At 62.3% G+C, this 19,801-nt stretch carries 18 protein-coding genes; 4 read left to right on the top strand and 14 right to left on the bottom strand.

What is annotated here, in order from left to right:
• Positions 1-82: 82 nt before the first annotated feature.
• On the bottom strand, positions 83-2,215 hold the full coding sequence (locus LT970_RS10795; protein WP_232686478.1) for a S9 family peptidase: 2,133 nt from the start codon (positions 2,213-2,215) through the stop codon (positions 83-85).
• Positions 2,216-2,302: 87 nt separating this feature from the next.
• Positions 2,303-2,923 (bottom strand): IMPACT family protein, encoded by a 621-nt coding sequence (locus LT970_RS10800; RefSeq protein ID WP_232686479.1) that lies wholly within the window; start codon positions 2,921-2,923, stop codon positions 2,303-2,305.
• Between the two features lie 521 nt (positions 2,924-3,444).
• On the opposite strand from LT970_RS10800, the gene LT970_RS10805 reads away from it, so the two are divergent.
• Positions 3,445-3,732 (top strand): DUF7521 family protein, encoded by a 288-nt coding sequence (locus tag LT970_RS10805; RefSeq protein ID WP_232686480.1) that lies wholly within the window; start codon positions 3,445-3,447, stop codon positions 3,730-3,732.
• Between the two features lie 37 nt (positions 3,733-3,769).
• Here LT970_RS10805 and trpY read toward each other — a convergent pair whose 3' ends face one another.
• Positions 3,770-4,273: a TrpY family transcription regulator gene (trpY, locus tag LT970_RS10810; protein ID WP_232686481.1), complete on the bottom strand. Its 504-nt coding sequence runs from the start codon at positions 4,271-4,273 to the stop codon at positions 3,770-3,772.
• A 167-nt stretch (positions 4,274-4,440) separates the two neighbouring features.
• Here trpY and LT970_RS10815 point away from each other — a divergent pair, with 167 nt between their 5' ends.
• Both LT970_RS10815 and LT970_RS10820 read left to right on the top strand, forming a co-directional pair.
• The gene (locus LT970_RS10815) at positions 4,441-7,251 is read left to right on the top strand and encodes a S8 family serine peptidase (protein ID WP_232686482.1); all 2,811 of its coding nucleotides are present in this window, start codon (positions 4,441-4,443) and stop codon (positions 7,249-7,251) included.
• 96 nt (positions 7,252-7,347) lie between these two features.
• The gene (locus LT970_RS10820) at positions 7,348-7,959 is read left to right on the top strand and encodes a DUF8528 domain-containing protein (RefSeq protein ID WP_232686483.1); all 612 of its coding nucleotides are present in this window, start codon (positions 7,348-7,350) and stop codon (positions 7,957-7,959) included.
• A 29-nt stretch (positions 7,960-7,988) separates the two neighbouring features.
• Here LT970_RS10820 and hisB read toward each other — a convergent pair whose 3' ends face one another.
• Both hisB and hisA read right to left on the bottom strand, forming a co-directional pair.
• Positions 7,989-8,630 (bottom strand): imidazoleglycerol-phosphate dehydratase HisB, encoded by a 642-nt coding sequence (gene hisB, locus LT970_RS10825; RefSeq protein ID WP_232686484.1) that lies wholly within the window; start codon positions 8,628-8,630, stop codon positions 7,989-7,991.
• Positions 8,631-8,802: 172 nt separating this feature from the next.
• Entirely contained in the window at positions 8,803-9,528 is a 726-nt protein-coding gene (hisA, locus tag LT970_RS10830) for a 1-(5-phosphoribosyl)-5-[(5-phosphoribosylamino)methylideneamino]imidazole-4-carboxamide isomerase (protein WP_232686485.1), read from the bottom strand.
• A 146-nt stretch (positions 9,529-9,674) separates the two neighbouring features.
• On the opposite strand from hisA, the gene fer reads away from it, so the two are divergent.
• Positions 9,675-10,064 (top strand): ferredoxin Fer, encoded by a 390-nt coding sequence (gene fer, locus LT970_RS10835; RefSeq protein ID WP_232686486.1) that lies wholly within the window; start codon positions 9,675-9,677, stop codon positions 10,062-10,064.
• Between the two features lie 711 nt (positions 10,065-10,775).
• Here fer and LT970_RS10840 read toward each other — a convergent pair.
• The 9 genes from LT970_RS10840 to LT970_RS10880 all read right to left on the bottom strand — a co-directional run bounded on the left by LT970_RS10840 (position 10,776) and on the right by LT970_RS10880 (position 19,062).
• Positions 10,776-11,921 carry a helix-turn-helix domain-containing protein gene (locus tag LT970_RS10840; protein WP_232686487.1) on the bottom strand — a complete coding sequence of 382 codons (1,146 nt, stop codon included), beginning with the start codon at positions 11,919-11,921 and terminating at the stop codon, positions 10,776-10,778.
• Positions 11,914-12,069: a hypothetical protein gene (locus tag LT970_RS10845; protein WP_232686488.1), complete on the bottom strand. Its 156-nt coding sequence runs from the start codon at positions 12,067-12,069 to the stop codon at positions 11,914-11,916. Before LT970_RS10845 ends, LT970_RS10840 begins: the two co-directional genes overlap by 8 nt.
• Positions 12,066-12,956, bottom strand: coding sequence for a hypothetical protein (locus tag LT970_RS10850; protein WP_232686489.1), 891 nt, complete (start codon positions 12,954-12,956; stop codon positions 12,066-12,068). The genes LT970_RS10845 and LT970_RS10850 overlap by 4 nt, the downstream gene beginning before the upstream one ends.
• 2 nt (positions 12,957-12,958) lie before the next feature.
• Positions 12,959-13,549 carry a DUF8063 family protein gene (locus LT970_RS10855; protein ID WP_232686490.1) on the bottom strand — a complete coding sequence of 197 codons (591 nt, stop codon included), beginning with the start codon at positions 13,547-13,549 and terminating at the stop codon, positions 12,959-12,961.
• Between the two features lie 54 nt (positions 13,550-13,603).
• Positions 13,604-14,938 (bottom strand): carboxypeptidase-like regulatory domain-containing protein, encoded by a 1,335-nt coding sequence (locus LT970_RS10860; RefSeq protein ID WP_232686491.1) that lies wholly within the window; start codon positions 14,936-14,938, stop codon positions 13,604-13,606.
• A 148-nt stretch (positions 14,939-15,086) separates the two neighbouring features.
• Positions 15,087-15,290: a hypothetical protein gene (locus LT970_RS10865; protein WP_232686492.1), complete on the bottom strand. Its 204-nt coding sequence runs from the start codon at positions 15,288-15,290 to the stop codon at positions 15,087-15,089.
• A gap of 35 nt (positions 15,291-15,325) precedes the next feature.
• Positions 15,326-16,849, bottom strand: a complete 1,524-nt coding sequence (locus tag LT970_RS10870) for an Env/VP5 family phage fusion protein (RefSeq protein WP_232686493.1) — start codon at positions 16,847-16,849, stop codon at positions 15,326-15,328.
• Between the two features lie 170 nt (positions 16,850-17,019).
• A complete protein-coding gene (locus tag LT970_RS10875; protein WP_232686494.1) occupies positions 17,020-18,690 on the bottom strand; it encodes a hypothetical protein in 1,671 nt (556 codons plus the stop codon).
• A gap of 24 nt (positions 18,691-18,714) precedes the next feature.
• Entirely contained in the window at positions 18,715-19,062 is a 348-nt protein-coding gene (locus LT970_RS10880; RefSeq protein ID WP_232686495.1) for a hypothetical protein, read from the bottom strand.
• Positions 19,063-19,801: the final 739 nt, after the last annotated feature.

The raw sequence follows: 19,801 nt of genomic DNA on the forward strand, positions 1-19,801 counted from the left end.
TCCGCGACCCGCCGCAGTCTATCGATTCGGTGGTCCCCCGGTCGCCGACGAAACGCTCCCCCAGAATGGCCGGAGCGTCGCGCTACCGCTCGGGCGCGTCGGCGTCGGCTGATAGCCCCGCACCGCGCTCCCTGTCGAGGGCGCTCTCGGCGTCGTGGTGGTCGGAGTAGCCGTCGAACCACCGCACGACGCGCTCGATGCGGTCGACGATGTGGCCGGGTTCGCCCGACCGGGAGAGTTCGTGGCCCTCCCGGGGGTAGCGCACGAGGCGAGTATCTACCTCGTGCTTGCGCAGCGAGCGGTAGAACAACTCGGCGGTGTTCATCGGCGTGCGGAAGTCGTCCTCCGAGTGAACCAGGAGCGTCGGCGTGTCGACGTGGTCGGCGTACGCCACGGGCGACTGCTCCCAGAGGAACTCGGCGTCGTCCCACGGCACCGCCCGGAAGTCCCCCTCGACCAGTTGGTGGACGTCTGTCGACCCGTAGAACCCGGTGAGGTCGTAGACGCCGCGCTGGGCGACCGCCGCGTCGAAGAAGTCGGTGTGACCGACCGCCCACGCCGTCAGAAAGCCGCCGAAACTCCCGCCCGTGAGGAAGACGTTCTCGTCGTCCACGTACTCCCGGTCGGCGGTCTGCCGTGCGCCGGCCAGTACGTCCTCGAGCGTGACGTCACCCCAGTCTCGCTCGATACTGGCCATGAACGCCTCGCCGTACCCCGTCGACCCGCGCGGATTGCACCAGAACACGACGTAGCCGCGCGCCGCGAGCGTCTGGAACTCGTGCCACATCGACCCCGACGTCGACCACATCCGGTGCGGGCCGCCGTGCACCTCCACGGCCAGCGGATACTCCCGGTTCGAATCGAAGTCCGGCGGCGTCAGCACCCAGCCCTGGATTTCCGTCCCGCCGCCGGGACTCTCGAAGGTGACCTGCTCGGGTTTCCGGACCGCGCGGTCGTCGAGGTAGTCGGCGTTCACGCGCGTCAACCGCACCTCCTCGGCGCCCGCGGGCGTCGCCGCGAACACGTCGCCCGGGTGGTCCCACTCGGACTGCACGACGCCGACCGCGTCCCGAGCGACCGAGAACCCCTGGACGTGGCGGTCGCCGCCCAGGACGACCTCGGCGTCGCGTTCGCCGTCGTCTCCGCGCTCGCCGCCCTCTCCGCGTTCACTGACGCGGATACGCCACAACACGTAGCCGCCTTCGTCGGGTGTGCATACGTAGAGATACTCGCCGTCAGGCGACCACTCCGGCGCGTGACTCGAGTTCCACAGTTCGAGGTCGCGGTCCAGATTCTCGGTCGGGCGGGTCGTCTCGTCGGTTTTCCGGTGGTAGACCTCGATTTCGGTCTGCGCGAGCGTCGGGTCGTCCGCGGGTTTCGTCGTGTACGCGATCCGGTCGCCCTGCCCGGCGGCGCCCTCACTCGCAACTGCGAGCGCTGGCGCCCACCCCTCGACGGTCGTCACCGTCTCCGACTCCCCCGTCTCCGGGTCGTAGGCCTCGAGATCCCATTCGAGTCGGTCGTCTCGGTCGACGCCCCGCCGAATCGGGTAGTAGAGGTCGGTCTCGCCCCACGCCGGCCCGAGGCAGTCGGCCTCTCCGGACGTGACGCGTTCGACATCACCAGACGGCAGATGCGCGACGTAGACGTGCGCGTTCGCGCCGTCGAAGTACGCTTCTCCGGCCCGGTAGACGTGCCGGTCAACCACTCTCGGGTCCGGAGGCTCGCGCTCGTACTCGCCGTCGTTCCGCTCGGCCTCACCGCCGTCGGGCTCGCTGGCCGCCAGGTCGAGGCCCCGTTCGCGTTCCTCGTCACGAACGGATTGCACGAACGCGATGCACTCGCCCTCCGGCCCCCACGCGATGTTCGACACGCCGCCGACCACGTCGGTCACCCGCTCGGCCTCCCCGCCGTCGGTCGGAAGCACCCACAACTGCGGTCGGTCGTCGTCCGCAGCGCCGGTTTCGCCGCGCGTCGACACGAACGCCAGTCGGTCACCGGATGGACTCCACGTCGGCTCGGAGTCGACGCCTTCCGCGGCCGTGAATCGCCGCGGCTCGCCGCCGCCGACCGGTGCGACGTGTACGGTCGCCTCGTACTCGGTGTCCGTTTCCGGTGTCTGGTTCACGAACGCCACGCGCTCGCCGTCCGGTGACGTGGCGGGATGCGAGAGCCGCGAGAACTCGTAGTAGTCCGACGCCTCGACGCGATTCATGGCTCGTGGGTCGTGCGGCGCGAGGAAAGGCGTTGTCCTCGCGGCACCCTACTCATGCCACCGCCGCCCGCCCGCGTTGTTTGCGGACTATTCCACCGCCGCCCGCCCGCTCGTCGCGTCAGCGATGCGCTCCCGGAGAGCGTCGGCGTCCTCGCGTGCGACGGTCACGTCGAACGCCACGTCCTCGCCGTACTCGGCGTCGAATTCACAGTCCGCACTCTCCAGGATACCGCGCACCGTCCCCGAGTCGTCGTACTCCACGGTGACGGTGAATCGCTCCTGTGGCACCTGCTCGATGACTCCGGCGGCGTCGACGGCGTCCTTCACCGCCCGCGAGTACGCCCGTGCGAGGCCGCCGACGCCGAGGTTCGTGCCGCCGTAGTACCGCGTGACGACGACCACCGCGTTCTCCACGTCGCGCTGCTGGAGCACGTTCAGCGCGGGTTTCCCCGCCGACCCCGTCGGCTCGCCGTCGTCGGACTGGTACTCCCGGAGCATGTACCCGGTCCCGGGTCCGCCCGATTCGACGCGCACCCGATAGCACGGCACGTTGTGCGTCGCGTCCGCGTTCCGCTCCTCGACCGCCGCGACGAACGCCTCCGCCTCCTCGACGGTCGCCGCGGGCGCAGCGTACCCGACGAACTCCGAGCCCTGCACCTCGAAGGCCGCCTTATTTCGTTCGGCGATGGTGTGGTACGCCTCGCTCATATGCGTCTCTGGGTCGCCAAGGCGGTTCGTCCTTGCGGTTCTAGCGAGATGGAGTGCTGGCGTCTCTGGAGTTCGTTTCGAAGACGCTCAGGATGTGCCAGCAGTCGTGCGTCAAACTGGACCTGCGAACACCCAGAAAGCCCCGGTCGTCTCAGGTCGGGGGGCTCGTTGCGCTCCTCACTCCCTCCAGTCGCTCGGTGCTTACGTCGCCCGCCTTCCCTGAGACGGCCGCCCCTTTCAGCCCCACCCGATGCCGGCTGGCCAACCGGCAGGGTGGGACTGAAAGGGGCGGCTGGCTGCGCGAACCCCGACGAAGTAGGCACCGCAGGCCGCGAAGCGGCCGAGGAGCACAGCGAGTCGCGGGAGTGCAGCCAGCCGGGGCTTTCTGGGTGTTCTTGGAGGCTATAGGAGGTACTGCTGTCAGCAATTCCTGAGTGGATTCAGCAGTTCAGTCGTCAGAACAGACTCCTCGCGAACGGCTCCACAAGGGTTATGCCCGCGCTCTATGAATCCTCAGGCGAATGGTAGCGCTGTCGACGCTGGAACTCGTCTACGTGTTCTTCAGCATCGCGCTCGCGGTCTCCGGGCTGGCGATGGTGTCGCTCGCGGCCAACGCCTACCTCCAGACCGACCGCCGGGAGATGCTCTCGCTGGCGGTCGGATTCTGCATCATCGTCGCGGCGGCGATCGCCACCACCATCTCCGCGTTCGAGCAGGGTTTCGACAACGCGCTCGTTCTCCTCACTGTGAACTACGCGCTCACGACGGTCGGCTACCTCTTCGTCATCAGCAGCGTGCTCGGGGAGTGAGCGCGCCGCGGGGGGTGAGCGCGCCGCGACCCCCGACTCAGGAGAGTTCGACCGAGCGCACGAACGGCAGCGCCATCAGTTCCGTGACGACGTCGCCGGGGAGGTCCTCGTCCGTGACGAGGTAGAGCCGTGGCTCGTCGGTGAACTCGGGGTCCTCGCTGATGGTCTGGCGGATGCTGATCTCGCGGTCCGCGAGCAGTCCCGTGACCTCCGCGACGATGCCGGGTTCGTCGGCGTCCTGGACCTCGACGGTGACCACCGTGAGGTCGAGCACGGGCGCGAGGTCCATCAGGCTCGGAATCTGGCTGATGTTCTGGAAGATGCGCGTGAGTTCGTCGTCCGCGAGGATGGCCTCGGTCGTGGAGTCGACGACGCGGCGGTCGACGCCAGCCTCCTGGGCGACCTGCGTGTACGGAATCTCGATGCCGCCGGACACCACCCGGCCGTCGTCGTTCACCGAGAACCCGCGCTCGAGGAGGAGACGGATGACGGCCTGCTGGCCGGGGCTCCCCTCGAACTTCTGCATGATGTCCTCGAACATGCGCGAACGGATGTAGCGTGCCGTGAAAACCGTGTGGGGTCTCTCCGGAACGGGCGCAGACGTGCCGACTGCCCCGTATTTTTACCCCGAGTTCCACTCCGCATCCAATTATCAAACTTTTACCAAGTTGGTACAGGTTTATTTGTTTGGTCGTGTTTTGCTCTGCCATGGCACAGTCGGAAGAATCCGGTGAGGAACACCGTGTAGAACTGACGCGTCGAACACTCATGCAGGCAATGGGCGTCGCGGCTGGCGGCGGCTTACTCGGCACGGCCGGTTCGAGCGTGGCATCCGCGGCGACCGGCGACACACACGACGCGTTCCGGAACTGGCGCGCAATCGAGGCCCAGAAGGTGTGGGACCGGGGCTATCGCGGCCGCTCGGACCGCACCATCGCGCTGACGGACTCCGGACTCGACGCACGGCACCCCGACATCGGCCCCTGGAACGGCGTGAAGGCGTTCACGGAAGGCGACGAGTTGAAACTCACGAAACCCGCGAACAACGACGTCTCGCGCGTGAAATCCGGGGAGACTGAACAGTACACCGGGACGATGAGTTCCGGGACCTTCGCCACGGGCGAGGAGAAGCACGTCGAGTTCGTCACGCCGAGCGACGTGGACGAACTCGACTCCACGCTCTCGTGGAGTCCCGTCGACCAGAACGACCTCGAGTTCCGTCTCGACGTGTGGACCGGCAGTCGCTGGGAGACGGAAGCGCGGGCCGCGACGGGGAGCCAACCCGAGAAACTCCTCCAGATTCCCGTCGAGAGCGAGACGAAGTACCGCTACGTCATCGAGGCGTACCTCAACACCACGACTGACTACGAGATCAGCGGCACGTACTACGACATCGAGGGCACCGTCACGACCTACGACGACAGCGTCGTCTTCGAGGACACCTCGGGGACGCCCACCGCGGACACGCCGAAAGCGGTCGGCTGGTACGACGCCGAGTCTCGCTACGGTCTCTACGACCGGCCACGCGACCCCAACGGGCACGGGTCGCACTGCTCGTCCATCATGGGCGGCACCGGCCGCGCGAGCGCCATCGACGGGTCGGCGTTCACCACCGAGCAACCGGAAACCGCACTCTCCAAGGTGACGAACGCGACGCTCACCTACGGGGTCGACGTCGAGGCGGGCACTGGTCTGGTCGGCGCGGCGTACGGCGAACTCGTCGAGCTTCGTCTGTACGACCCCGACGGGAATCAGATCGACAGTTCGGGCGTCGGCGTCGACGACAGTTCGACGTGGGACGTGAACACCGTCGAGCAACCGGCGACCGTGTCGGGAACGTACACGTTCGAAATCGCGCCGGCCGACGGCGAGGACGCGAGTGCTGCCTACGTCGAACGCGTCGGCTACGGACCCTTCCTCGACCCCGACGCGACGGCGGCCGACCGCCTCGACGGGCCGACCGACGGCGTGCACACCGGGTTCGCGCCCGACCAGAGTCTCCTCTGCCTGCAGGGGCTCTCTGGCCCGGCCGAGGACCTCGGTCGGTTCGCCGGCCAGTTCGCGGACACGTTCAACATGCGCGCCGTGAACATGTCCTGGGGCTACGTCGGCGGCCTGCCACTCGGTGCCGCAGCAGGCACCTTCGACCGCATCCCCGCCGTCATCAAGGACATCGCGCAGGAGGGAATTCTCACGCTCGCCGCCGCGGGCAACGCCGCGACGCCGGTCAACGGCAACGGCTCCCCGGCGATTGCCGACGAAGCCGTCTCGGTCGTCGCGACCGGGCCGCTCGACGGCATCTCGGGCTACTCCTCCGGCGGTATCGGCGGTATCGACGAGGACGAGGAGGAGGCCTACATGAAACCCGACGTCTCAGCGCCCGGCGGAACGCTCACGGACGTCATCACCGCCGGGAAGAACGGACAGGCCGACGTGAGCGAATCCGAGCAACCGCCGATTCGTGACTACACCGGGAAAGCCGGAACGTCGATGGCGACGCCGTTCACGACCGGCGCGACCGGTCTCGTCGCGCAGGCGATGGAGGAGGACGGCGGCCCGCGCCTCGGCCTCCCAGCCCCAGCGGACACCACTCTCGACGACGTGTTCCGGCTGAAGCAGTTGCTGCTGGCGACGGCGTCCGAGACGGTGTTCACGGCCGCGCCGTACCACCGCGCGAAGACGCCGACCTACGACTTCGGTGGGCGCGACCCCTACGAGGGCTTCGGCCGACTGAATCCCGATGCTGCCGTCGACGCGGCGACGCGTGAACTCTCGGGAACCACGAGCGAGCAACTCGGTCTCGACCTCCCGACGGACTCGCGCGCTGTCGCCGGCTACGTCGACCTCGGCGTCGGCGAACTGGAGGCGAGCGTGGAGTTCACCGGCTACGAGGGGAGCGACGCCGACGTCACCGACGGCGTTCCGCACGTCGACCTCTTCGTCTACGACGGCGGCGCCCCCGCCGAACACGGCGAACCGAACATCGTCGACCGCGCCGCCGGCGTCGCGGGGTCGGCGTCTGTCTCGGCGGCCGAGCAGCGGGGCGGTGGCGGGTCGACGTACCTCGTCGTCGCCAAACTCGTCGACGTGCCCGGTGGAGCCAACGGCGACGACGTGCAGGCGAACGTCGACCTCACTGTGGACAAGCGCGCCGGCGTTCGCGCTCGCGGCAACCGAACTGAAGACGACGGCGTGCTCGGAGCAGGCATCACGTCCACCGTCGAGGTCACCGTCGAACCCGACGCCGACGTGGCGGTCCGCGACGTCATCCCCGAGGAATGGACCGTCCTCAGCGACGACATCCTGTTGGGCACCGACGAGGAGGCGGGCGTGACGTACGTCGACCTCGGAGACGCGCCCGCTGGCGAGCAGACCACCTTCACGTACGAGGTCGAGTCCCCGACCGACCTGCTGGACCTCTCGAAGGCCCACCTGTTCGGACCGGTGCAGGTCGACGACGGGAGCGGGTGGAGCGGCGTTTCCGGCACGACCGGAACGAAGACAGTCGACGGCGACTGACGCTTCGGCGCTCGGGCCGGGGTGTCGGCCGGCGTCCGGGCCCGTGTGCGTTCTCGAGGCCGAGAATCTTTGTCGATGCGGGTTTACAGACCGGACATGCGCCAACTCGACAGCTGTGACTTCTGTGGCAACACGCCGGAGGGCGTCTTCGAGGTCGTGCCCGCGTCCGTCGCGGGCGACGCCCGCCGACTCGCGCTCTGTGCGGACTGCCGGGAGACCCTGGAGTCCGTGACCGAACCACTACTCGCCGCCGCAGAGTCCGCCGGAACGGCAGACTCGTCCCCGAGCGGTACGAGCGACGCGACCGAAACCACCGATTCGCCAACGCGCGACGGGTCCGCCGATGCCACGGGCGACCAGCGCACCGGTGCCACCGCCGCCGATACCGCGGGCGACCAGCACGCCGATGCAGCGAGCGGCGAGTCGACGGCATCCGAGGACGACGCCGTCACCATCGGCGACGCGGAGTCGAGTCACCAGCAGCGCGACCACGGCGACGCGGACGAACAACCCGAGCGGAAACCCCCGGGGTACGCGCAGGTCGTGCGTCTGCTCCAGAACCGGGACGGCGCGATGCCCCGCGGAGACCTGCGCGCGCTCGCGACGAACGCCTACGACCTCGGCGAGCGCGAGGTCGAGGAGGCAGTCACCGCCGCCGTGGATAACGGTGACCTCCAGGAGACCAGCGACGGACTGCAGACGGAGTAGCAGTCCGTCCGCCGCGAGCGGCCGCCGGTCTACAGTTCGCCCTTCGTCGACGGCGTGTCCGAGCGCCGGTCGTCGATGCGGGTCGCGTCGTCCAGCGCGCGCGCCACTCCCTTGAACAGCGCCTCTATCTCGTGGTGGGCGTTCTCGCCGGACACCTCGCAGTGTAGCGTCAGGCCCGCGTGCGTCGCGAACGTTCGGAAGAAGTGTCGCGCCATCACGCTCGTGAACTCGCCCACGGACTCCTGACTGAACGCGCCGCCACTTCGCTGCGCTCGTGACGAGCCGCCAGTCGCTCTGCTCCCGGAGACCCCCTCGAACTCGAAGAGCGGGCGGCCCGAAACGTCCAGCACGACGCTCGCGACGGCCTCGTCCAGTGGGACGCGGCGGTCCGCGAACCGCTCGATGGCGCGCTTCTCGCCGAGCGCCTCCGCGAACGCCTGTCCCAGCGCGATGCCCACGTCCTCGACCGTGTGGTGGTCGTCCACGTCCAGGTCGCCGTCACAGCGCACGGTCACGTCGAACAGGCCGTGTTTCGCGAACGACTCGAGCATGTGGTCGAAGAAGCCGATGCCCGTGTCCACGGTGCTGTCGCCGTCGCCGTCCACTGCCAGCGTCACTTCTACGTCCGTCTCCGCCGTCTCCCGGGTCACGGCGGCGCTCCGGTCAGTCATACGTGGTTGTTCGCGCGCTCCCACAAGGACGTTCCGCTCGCGTGGATTTCTGCTGTCGGTAACTCTACAGCAGTCAACAACTTCCCCGAAATCCCCCTCGGCCCCCTTCAGTCCACCCGCTACCGGGTGGTCAGTGGGCTACTGGACGGCGGAAAATCAGTCGTGCTGGTGCTCACTCTACGGCCGCCTGGGCTTCCTCGAGTGTGAAGTTGCCCTCGTAGAGCGCGGTGCCGACGACGACCGCTGCGGCGCCCGCCTCCTTCAACGCGACGACGTCGTCGACGTCCGCGACGCCGCCGCTCGCGACGATGGGAATGTCGACGCGCTCCGCGAGTTCTCGGACGGGTTCGGTGCGCACGCCCGACTGCTGGCCTTCCACGTCCACGTTCGTGAACAGGATGGCGGCGGCGCCGAGGTCCGCGTAGCGCTCGGCGGCTTCGACGGGGTCGAGTCCTGTGCTCTCTGTCCACCCTTCGACGACGACTTCGCCGTCCTTCGCGTCGAGGCTGACCACCACGCTGCCCGGTTGCTCGGCGCTGATCTCCCCCACGATTTCGGGAGTCTCGATGGCCGCCGTGCCGAGGATGACGCGGTCCACGCCCCGGTCGAGGAGCGCGGCAGCGTCCTCGACAGTGCGGATGCCACCGCCCAGTTGTACGTCCACGTCGGTGGCGTCGAGGATGCGCTGGACGGCCTCAGCGTTCGCTCGCGCCCCCTCGAAGGCGCCGTCGAGATCCACGAGGTGGAGCGTCCGGGCGCCCTCGTCCACCCAGCGCTCGGCGGCCTCGACCGGGTCGCCGTACCGGCGCTCGGTCCCGCGCTCACCCTGCACGAGCTGGACGACCTCGTTGTCCTGTACGTCCACCGCCGGGACCACCTCGAACGACTCGAAAGCCATACGGGCGATGCGAGTGCCGCACGCAAAAACCTCGCGCACGACCGGCCCGGGTGACGAATTACGGCCGGAAGACGCCGGAATCGACGGCGTCGGGGCGTCGCTCCGAACAATAAGTACTATGACTGCGGCCGTCGAATCGTCGGGTGATGCCGACGGTTGAATACCTGAACTACGAGACGCTCGACGACCAGGGCTGGGACATGGACGACGACGACCTCTTCGAGAAAGCCGCAGACGCCGGTTTCGACGACGAGGACTACGGCACGCTCGACGTCGCGGAAGGCGAGTACATCCTCGAGGCTGCGGAAGCCCAGGGCTACGACTGGCCGTTCTCGTGCCGCGCCGGTGCGTGTGCGAACTGCGCGTCCATCGTGTTCGAGGGCGAAATCGACATGGACATGCAGCAGATTCTCTCCGACGAGGAGGTCGAGGAGAAGAACGTGCGTCTGACCTGCATCGGGTCGGCGGCGACCGACGAGGTCAAGATCGTCTACAACGCCAAGCACCTCGACTACCTGCAGAACCGCGTCATTTAGATTCGTAACGGCGTACAAACCGATGCACACGCTACGACATCGGTTCCCTCGTTAAGTACGGAACCGTCGAAAACACGATTTAGACGCGTTTTCACGCCGCATTAGAAATACTGGTTGCATTGCCGGGCAGAACTCGTTGTGCACCGACAGTCAGTCAGTCGCGAGTGTAGACGTACGCGACTGCTGCGACGATAACGATGATGATGATACCGGTCAGTGGCGACAGCGTGAGACAAAGGTCACTGCCTTCGACACAAATCGACGTGTGAGAGGTGACCTCCGGCCATGCATCAACAATCAAGCCACCGTCACTCATCGCTCATCACCACGTTCGACGCCCGCTACTTCTTGCAGTTCTTGTTCTAGTTCTTCTCGACCACGTTCGATTCCACCGATGGTTTCTGTTGCTTGCATTACGTAAATAACTAGAACATAGACATTATTAACACTTCCCACAACACTGCAACAAACTCACGGCACTAACCGATCCACAAATCCCCGCGAACAACCAATACACGCGTTCACGCGTACAAACACGCAAACTAACACTCGCGGTGTCCGTTCCCCTCGAAACAAACGGATTGAGTGTCCGAACCAACAAACCGAATCGCCACACAGCGCTGGGACGGACACCGGACAGGCGGCACCCCTCCCCCTCCAAAGGCGCGCGACGCCCGCGCAACGCACGCACGCGAGCAAGGACTCTCGACCCTAACTGAGGCCGAGGTCTTCCAACTCATCCTCGTACCGCTGCTTCGCCCGACGCACCGTTCGAGACTTCACACCGTACTTCTCAGCAATCGCCGCCTGCGTCAACTCCGTCGTAGCGTCGAGAAGCGCCATCATCTCCCGCTCATGCTCCTTAATCAGCTCATCCAACTCTTCCTGCGTAACGAGGTCTTCATCGTCGTCACCGTCCGCGTCGAAGATGAATTCCCCTTCGTCCCACGTCGAATAGTCATCGTAATTCGTTGGTGGGATGCCGGAGAGCGTCATCATCTCGCCCATGCCCTGCCGGTTCTTCACGTCCCGGTAGAACGTCGTTTTCTTCTCCGACTCTTTGTGAATGAACGCGGTGCACAGTGCTCGCAGTGACGGGCCAATGTCCTTGCCGTCCTGGCCAATCAGGATCAAGTTCGCGTTTGCCTTTCGTGCGAGCTTCAGGAGCTTAGCAAGCGCTTTCGCCTTGTGCTGGTCTGAGCCGCTGCCGGTGAAGATTTGCGCGGCTTCGTCCACCACCATGATGAACTCATCCAGGTCTTCACCGGCCTGCATCCGCTCACGACGACTATCGAGAATCTCGACGATACGAGAGTAGTGGTCGATTTCCTCGTCGAGGTCGTCGCTGGTGAGGTTCGCCGCCATGCAGACGTTCTCACGCCCGTAAATCGACGCGAACACCTCCAGCAAGAGGAACGCGAAATCGGTCTTGCCAGCGCCCATGATCCCGTAAATATAGCTGATGAACACAGGGATGTCTTCAATCAGCTTTTGGAGGCTCATGAGCGTCTGCATCCCCGAAACGTCCTTTTGGTAAGAAACGAGGCCCGAGAAGTAATTCAACTGCCCCATGTTCCCGCTCAGGAGCGCGTCTGTCCCGGTGTCTGTCCCGTATTTGCGCTTGATTTCTCGGGCGAGTTCGGTGTCCCAGAAGCTGTCTGGCATGTCCCTCCCGTCGAACATCGGCGCATCAGCGTCGTACGCCTCGGCCTGGAACATCACGTAGTGACGCACGTCCTTGTTGGGTATCATCCCGACAATCGGATGCACATCCCTGTGCTCCTGATTCGGGAGAGTGCCGAGCGCGTATTCGCGGAATTCGGCTTCAATCGGCTTTGAGGAAGCGTCGTCACTCATCGTCAATCACCCACTCAAAGTCGCGTTCTGCCGCAATAGTCCGACCAAGGCGCGTGCACCAGAAGTTGTCCGGCACACCTTCTTCGTCGCCCTGATAGTGCTCTTCAAGGAGCGAGACAAAGGCTCTCTCGGGGTCGTCACCGTTCATTCGCCGTCACCTCCAGACGCGCCGTCGGGGTCTCGATACACCATTTCCGACTCCCCAGTGTTGCCCGCAGCGTTACTAACTGCGTACTCGTCAGGCAGCCGGTCTTGGACTTTGTCTTCGATAGTCGTCCAATCCGACCCAGTCTGCTCGTTCAGCGTTTCGGTGATGACGCCGTTGATTTCGTCCCCGTTCGGCACTGTGCCTTGCTGATGGCACATCACCAGGTATCGACCGAGCTTCTCCGTGATTTCACGCACAATCGGCGTCCGGTTCATGCTCTCCTCGATACCCAGGTCTGCAAGCACGCTCAGCGTGGTTTCGACCCTCTTGAGGGTCTTTTTGAATGCGCGAATTTCGTTTGGCGACGAACCGGCCATCCAGGACGTTCGCGCCGTGTTCGCCTCACTATCGTAATCCGTGCACTCGTACCCAGTTCCGAACTTGGTGGTGATGTTGTGCAGCTGGTCTTTATCCACGGTTTTGTACAGCACATCACCGTCCTCGTCCACCGCGTGCGGTGCCTCAACCGTGAGATTCTCCCAGCGCTCTTGGCTCAGGATGTACCCGGCAGCGTCGCCTGTCGCCGGGTCTACGTCGTGCAAAGGTACGCCGAACTTGTTTTCGAGCCAGTCGAGAAGTGCCTTGCTCGGGTAGTACCCAATCGTGGCGCCGAGCGCGAGATACACCGTATACGGCGCAACCGCACTCGGAACACCGGTCTGCACTCCAATGTACTCCAGCGTCCCGACAAACGCGGTCGAGACGATGAACAACAGTAGCACGTGCGCTTTGAACCATGACCCGACCCACACGACTGCGCCCTTCAGCGCGTTCAGGACGGTGCTGGTTCGGCTTTCCGAGTCGTTGGTAGTGTTTGTACTCGTCATGGTTAGAACACCTGCTTAGCGTCTTGCTCGCGCTTCCTGCGGCGTCGTAGCGTGATTGCAGCGAGCAGGATGAACACCGTGACCACACCCACAATGAGCGTCGCGACCTCGTTCGCTCCCGGCATCACAAACCGGGTGCCTTTGGTGAAGTTCTTCCACTCACGCTCAGACTTGACTGAAACACCGATTTCGTCCGTGGACTCACGGAAATCGTAGTGAATCGTATGCGTGCCGGCATCGAGACGATAGATGTCCCAATACCCGCCGCCGTCGTGGTACTCGTTGATCCTGATGATGTCGTCACGTTGTAGCGTCAAATCTACTTCAACGCCGCCCTCGACCCACCTGATGTCGTGGATTGTGACGTGCCCGATTGTCGATACGGTCGTTCCTGTGTCAATACTACCGTCTCCGTCGGTCGTTGTGCCGTTCTCGCCGTTCTCTCCGTCCTCTACCGTCGTTTCAGTGGTTGTTGTTGGTGGTGTTTGTTGTGCGTTTGCTGACCCGACGAGCGCAAGCCCGGACACGGAAATCAGCAAAATTGAGAGGATGAGCGCGATTAGTTTGGCACGATTCAACTGTTGATTCGTCATAATTCTTAGTCCTGTATTTTGTGTCGTATAAGTTGGAAAAGTTGGTTAGAGCGTCTATTCGTCCTTACTCGCACCGTACGCGAGAACTGCGCCTGCGGCCACCAGCAGCCCGACCACAATCACTTCAGTCGGGATTGAATCACCGCTACCGGCACCGCCACTACCACTACTATCGTAGAGGATACCGCTCGTGGTTACGGACGCGTTAGGGCTGGTGTCGGTGTCGTACACGACCTTGTAGTGGTACATGGCACCGTCAGACGCGTTCGAGAGGTCTGCCGGAACGAATTCGTGCATGCCGGATTCGTTCATCGTGACTGTCTCAGTAGTCAGTGTCTTCAGCACACCGTTACTGTCAACGACAGACCACGTAATCTCGTACGTACCAGGCGCGAGCTCCACGTACAGCGAGCTCGGCGTGCCTTCGCTGCCGACAACGGTGAGGTCGCCGGTGCGCATGTTCTCGCCAGGCAGATACAGCGTCGTGCCGAAGCTGGTGACTTCGCCAGCAGTAACCGACACGGGGTCGAGGTTCGCTGTCTGGTAGTCAGGATGCGACATCTCAACCGCGTAGTCGCCTTCGCTCAGGTTCTCGAAGATGACTTCACCGGCACTGTCAGTGGTCGCGGTCGCGACCGTGCTGCCGTCGCTCGCGTCAATCACGGTCACGGTCACGTTCGCGATAGCGTTCCCGCTAGTGTCGATTGCACTGACTTCAAGCGCCCCAGTCGTACTGGTCGTTGACGACTCGGTCAGGCTGAAGTTCGATGTCGTCACCGTGTTTTGCGTGACGTTCACGCCGGTGTTTGTGGCGCTGTTGTATCCGTCCGCAGTCACGCGAACGTCGTATGTCCCGGTCGGTACGACCGTAGACACGAACCCGTTAGCGTCCGTGGTCGCGGTCGTCAGAACCGTTCCGGTGTCCGGGTTGATGTACTCGACTGTGGCGTTCGCGATTTCTACGCCGGTACTGTCTGTGACTGTGGACTCGATCGTCCCAGTGGCCGTGTTCAGCGTCACGGATGCGGTTGTGAGCGTCCCAGAAGTGTGGCTCACACCGGTTTTAACGGATTGCTCGTAGCCGTCTGCGTTGACGACGAAGTCGTACGTACCGGAGGCGACATTAGCAGTGTAGACACCGCTACTGTCGGTTGTGCCGGATGCGACGACTGTCCCGTCGCTACTATTGACGACATCAACGCTAGCGTTCGCCACTGGGTTTCCGCCAGCGTCTACGACGGTGATTTCGATGTCGTGTGAACTTGCTGCTACGGAGCCTGTGCCGGCTGTGAGTACCGATAGAACCAGTACCATGGCCAGCGCCAGACTCGAAATTGTGCTTGAATTCGCTCCCGCGAGCTTTTCGCGGAGTTGTGTTGTTACACTCATAGTGTTATTTTTCGTTGTGGGCAGTTTTTTGCGGTATGACTGCTCTGTTAATAACTCGCGCCTCGCTCTTATTAACACTTCTGCCGAGTCAACAAATAAACACAAAACAGGAACGCACGATGGTGCGCGAAAAGTGAGGGTAGAGCACCTATAACGGGTTCAAGTCCGGTATTCTATCCATCACGGCGTCCGCAATCGCATCAAGCACTGCATCGATTGCCTGCGACACCAAATCCATCCCGAACGCAATCGGGTCAGCACCTACCGCGTACCCGCCGACAACAACCACTGCACCCAGCAGAGCGAGCTTGAATAGCCACCCGAGCGGGCCTTTGAAGATTGGTTCGAGCATCTTCAGTACCGGCTTAGCGAGAAGCCAAATCGGCATTAGCGACCACCTCGCGGCGGTTCTTCGTCCCTGCCGTACATGACGTACAACCCAGCAAGGAGCGCGATGAGCATAGCCAGCGCTTGCATCGGGCCGACAGCCGGCCCGCCAGCGCCACCAACACCGGACGGCTCACGGTCTTCGATTTCCTGCGTGAGCTTCTCCATCGCTTCCACCATCTCCAGATAGGCGGTGTTGTTGTACGTTTTCTCCACGTACTGCTTCGTCGAGACACTACTGAGTTCGTTCCCGTCCATGTCCGTCGCGGACGTGATCGTGAACGTGTCGCTATCGTCGAGTTCGACTTCCGCGCCGGACTCGCCGACAATCATCACGCGAGACCAATTCCCAGCAACGTACTGCTGCCCGACCTGCCAACCATTATCGGGACTCTGTCGCGCAAGCAGATACCCTGTGTAGGACGTGTTCCCGCCGTTCACGTCGATTTTCATCCGACTAACGTTATTCAGGTCAGGCGTCTGGAACCCCACGCCGGCCAAGGTCGCGACCTTGTAGATGTAGTACTGACTCGATGCCGTTTCGTTGGCGTACGAGTCGATTTTCGCCGTCGTCGGGGTCGCCTCCACGTGCGATATCGTGCCGTTGTTCAACGCGTTCCGCATGGATTCGGCCCACCCGGGCAGATTCGCCTTCAACTGCGCGACTTTATCACTCGTTGTGCGGAAGTTCGCCGTGTACATCGACGGATTGTACGCGATAGCGTCGGTGTAATTCGTCATGTCGTCGGATGCGGTCGCGACAATCACGGTCGCGTTCTCATTCTGCGTCCAGTACCCCGCTTGGTTCCCTGACGCAGGCACCCAGCTGTCGTGGTACTGCATCGCGAATGTACCGTTGTAGTCCGCACTGGTGCCGACGACGTACCGCGTCGGAACCGGAGACGCGATTACGCGCTGCCCGGTCTCAGTGTTCGTGTACGTCAACACGCTAATCGTGTGCGTGCTACCGTCAGCAAGCTTGTACGTCACGTTCACGGACTTCCCGGTGAAGGACGCGTTCACAGCGTTCGTGTCGATGAGGGATCCGTTCGCGTTGACCGTGCCAACGTTCACGATATCGCTACCGTTCAGATAATCTTCCCCCTCCGCACGAGTAATCTGGTAGTTCATATTCGCCATCTGCGTTTCAGCATCCTCCAACATCATGTACTGCTGCGCCGCGTAGTGCGCTTCAATCGGCTCGTAGCCGGCCTGAATCATCGCGTCAAGAGAGATGTTGGTGTTGTTTTTGTGCGCCGAGACCGCGGCAGCTTGGGCTCGCACCCAGATGAGCGTGTCTGTGTCTTGCAGGTTGTTCGCACGCTGAACGTAGTCCTGTTCGTGGTTTTCGTGCTCCGTACGCAGTCCCAGGTAGAAGTCAACCCACTCCTGGTCTGCGTCGTCCTTCTTCTGTTCTTCGACGTACTGATTGTGGTTCCGTCCGCAAAGGTCATAGTTAATGACGTTACTCGGGTCATCGCCAGTCGCCCAAGCGGAACCTGCGGCAACCGCTGCGATTGCCATGTCTACCCCGTCACATTCGTGCGTTGCAGCCGCTGAACCCGTGAATCCGACCGTAATCGCGGACACGACCACGAGCACGGCCATGATGCTTCGCAATGCGTTCGTTAGTGTTCGGTTCGACTCGGTTCGTGAATTCTTGTTTTTACTAGATTTCATTGTTATCACTGCTTCTACTGCTTGTTCTGCAACCCGACACCAACGTCGCCGTGGCTCTGGTAGTACACTATCGCCGTAACCACCACAGCCAGCACTACCCACACCCACACCGGAACCCCACCACTACCGCCACCAGCGCCACCGGTACCGCCCCCGACAGGGAAGTACACCAGTGACGCGCCGTAACTGTCGTGACCTTCAACGGTGATGCGATACGTCGTACCGTTGTACGGGAGTTCGTGGTAGAGGTGACTGCTATCACCCCAAGAATCAGGGATTGGCGCGATGTACGTGTGATTCCCGTCAGTACTCGTGACGGTCTCGCGACTGATCAGAGTGCGTGCAGACGTGTTCGCATCAGTCCCGTAATCCGGGTTGTAAGCCTCCACAGTAACGGTATGCGTTCCCTCGGAGAGGTTCACCGCCACCCCTTCCTCACCGACTTCGCCCGACGTGACGACGTACTCCTTGAACCCGTGTTCCACGGTTTGCGTACCGTAATCGTACGTTGCGTTCCCATGCGATACGACCACAATCTCGTCGCCGTCGCGCGTCCGCTCAGGGAGATGCAGGTCGTTGACGTGGTCGTCGATGTGACTGCTAATGTACGTCCGAGACGTGTCTGTTAGCGCGTCACTCCACGGCACATACGAATCGCTCCCTGGCTTCACCCAGTCTGTGCTCCACAAGTAGAACGCGCCTTGGGAGATGTTGGTGTGGCCGTCTGGGTACGGCCCTCGACCGTGTGCGGCGATACCGTTTTCGTACTGCTTGTCCGCAGCCAACCGCACCTCGTTCCAATTCTCGTAGGACGCGTTCCGAGTGTTGAAGAACGACAACTTTGCGCGGTCATTCGCTGTCGTGTTGTTCCAAACACTGCGGATAGCGTACGCAGTGCCTTTGTCGTCATCAATCTCGATCGTGTCTACGATTTCGGGCTGCTGATACGGTGCCGGGTCGCCTTTGTTGTACAGCCCGTCATCGTCCGCGTCGATGTCCACGTCGAGCGTCGTTGAGTGCTTGACACCGCCCACCAGGTACACTACTTTGAGTTTGCCTTCGTCACTGTACAGGCTGGCCGCGTTAGCGATATCTTGGATTGTGCTTTTGTTCCCACGGAAGGTCTCCACCGGCCACCCACGCGTGTTCAATCCCTCTCCGGTGCCGGGTTCGGGCACGTGGTTTTGGTAGCGGTGGTATTCGAGCGAGAACGCCTCACTACTGTTATTGTAGATGTTGCAAACGCCACTGTCTGCGCCGCAGATGTATCCGCTGTTGCCGTCATCGTATTTTGACGGGTTTTCGGTATGCCAGCTGTTCCCGGTCTTAGTGTCGTTCCAGTACGCGTTCAGAATCCGCACGGTTTCGCGCGTGCCTTGATTACTGATTTTGACGTTAACAGCCGTGTTCGCTCGCGGTTCTTTGAGGGACGCGCTCGCAGTGAGGCTGTAGGAGTCGTCTCGAACACTAAACGTGACCTCGCCACCGCTGACGTGGTCAGTGTACGTGTCACTCACAATCGGCTTCGACTGCTTCGATTGCTGAGATTCCTCGATGGTGTCACCGTCTGCAACGACTGAACCACTGAGTACGATCCCACCAGCGACAGCACTCACTACGAGGAGGAGTACGGTTGCTATGGGTAGGATTCGCGACTTCGTTAGGGTGTTCGTTTGACTACTCATTCTGGAAGAGGTGGTTACCGTCTGTTAGTTGATTTTCTCACCGAGCGTATCCGCAGCGGACACGGCGTAGTGCAGGCCGACACCGCCAGCAACCACGACCGCACTGATGGCTGGGTCGCCAGACACCGCCTGGTTCACTGTGTCGCTGAGGAATATCGACAGGTACCCGAGAATCCCGCCGCCGTACAGGATGTGTTCGATTGTCGAGAATTCACTTGCTTGTGCTTCGTTCCGGGCGAACGTCAGGGCGAGTGAAACGAGACCGATCCCGAGACCGACCGTGATAGTTCCGAGGTCGCCGAGGTTGGCGAGATTGCCGGTGAGGAAGTTGATGAGCGGGTCTGTCAGACCGGTCGCTACCACCAGTGACATGGCGATGGCGAGGCCGAACAGCCCGTTACTGATTCGAATTACTGGTTCTTTCTGCGCGAGTTCTTTTGTTTTACTTGACATAGTGTGTTATTCTGTGTTGGATGCATCGAGACCGATTGTGCGGTCGTGTGCACCTTCGTTTCATAGTTGTTTCTGTAGTTATTAAACACTTCTGCCGAGTTAACAAACAGGACGTGGGGCGGGGTGAGCTGTGTGTTGGTAAGACTCGATACAGAGTTACCAATCTAGTTACAATCGGGAATTACTAACCCGAACTTCGCCCCTCAGACACCACCACTTCCAGTCTACCCCAACTCTCAGTCTATTACGGAACTGCACGGGGGTTTCGATCGCCTATCTCGAAAATACGCGCGTTTCAGCCGGAAAACCTCGACCCGAATCGCCACGTTTGCCGCAACCACTATTCTGACGCGACCAAAAAACACCTAAATAAAACGATACAGCGCCCAGAACACCGAAAAACAACCAAATCAAAAACTCGACGAGCCGCTACTTTTGTAAGCAGTTCTCGTATAACACCCGAAACGCACACATTTTGCTCAGATCCCACTCATTCTCGAAATACGCTCGCGATAGACAATCGATGGTGGCCGAAATGGCACCAAGGTAGTGGGTACCAGAGATGGTGAGAAGGGTGGATGAGAGGAGTCGAGACAACGAATGTTGTCGGGGGAGCGCGACCCCCGAAGCGCTAGGTAAACAAACTGATAGTTAGTAG

Origin of the sequence: Halobacterium zhouii, from assembly GCF_021249405.1 — an archaeon.
GTDB lineage: Archaea > Halobacteriota > Halobacteria > Halobacteriales > Halobacteriaceae > Halobacterium > Halobacterium zhouii.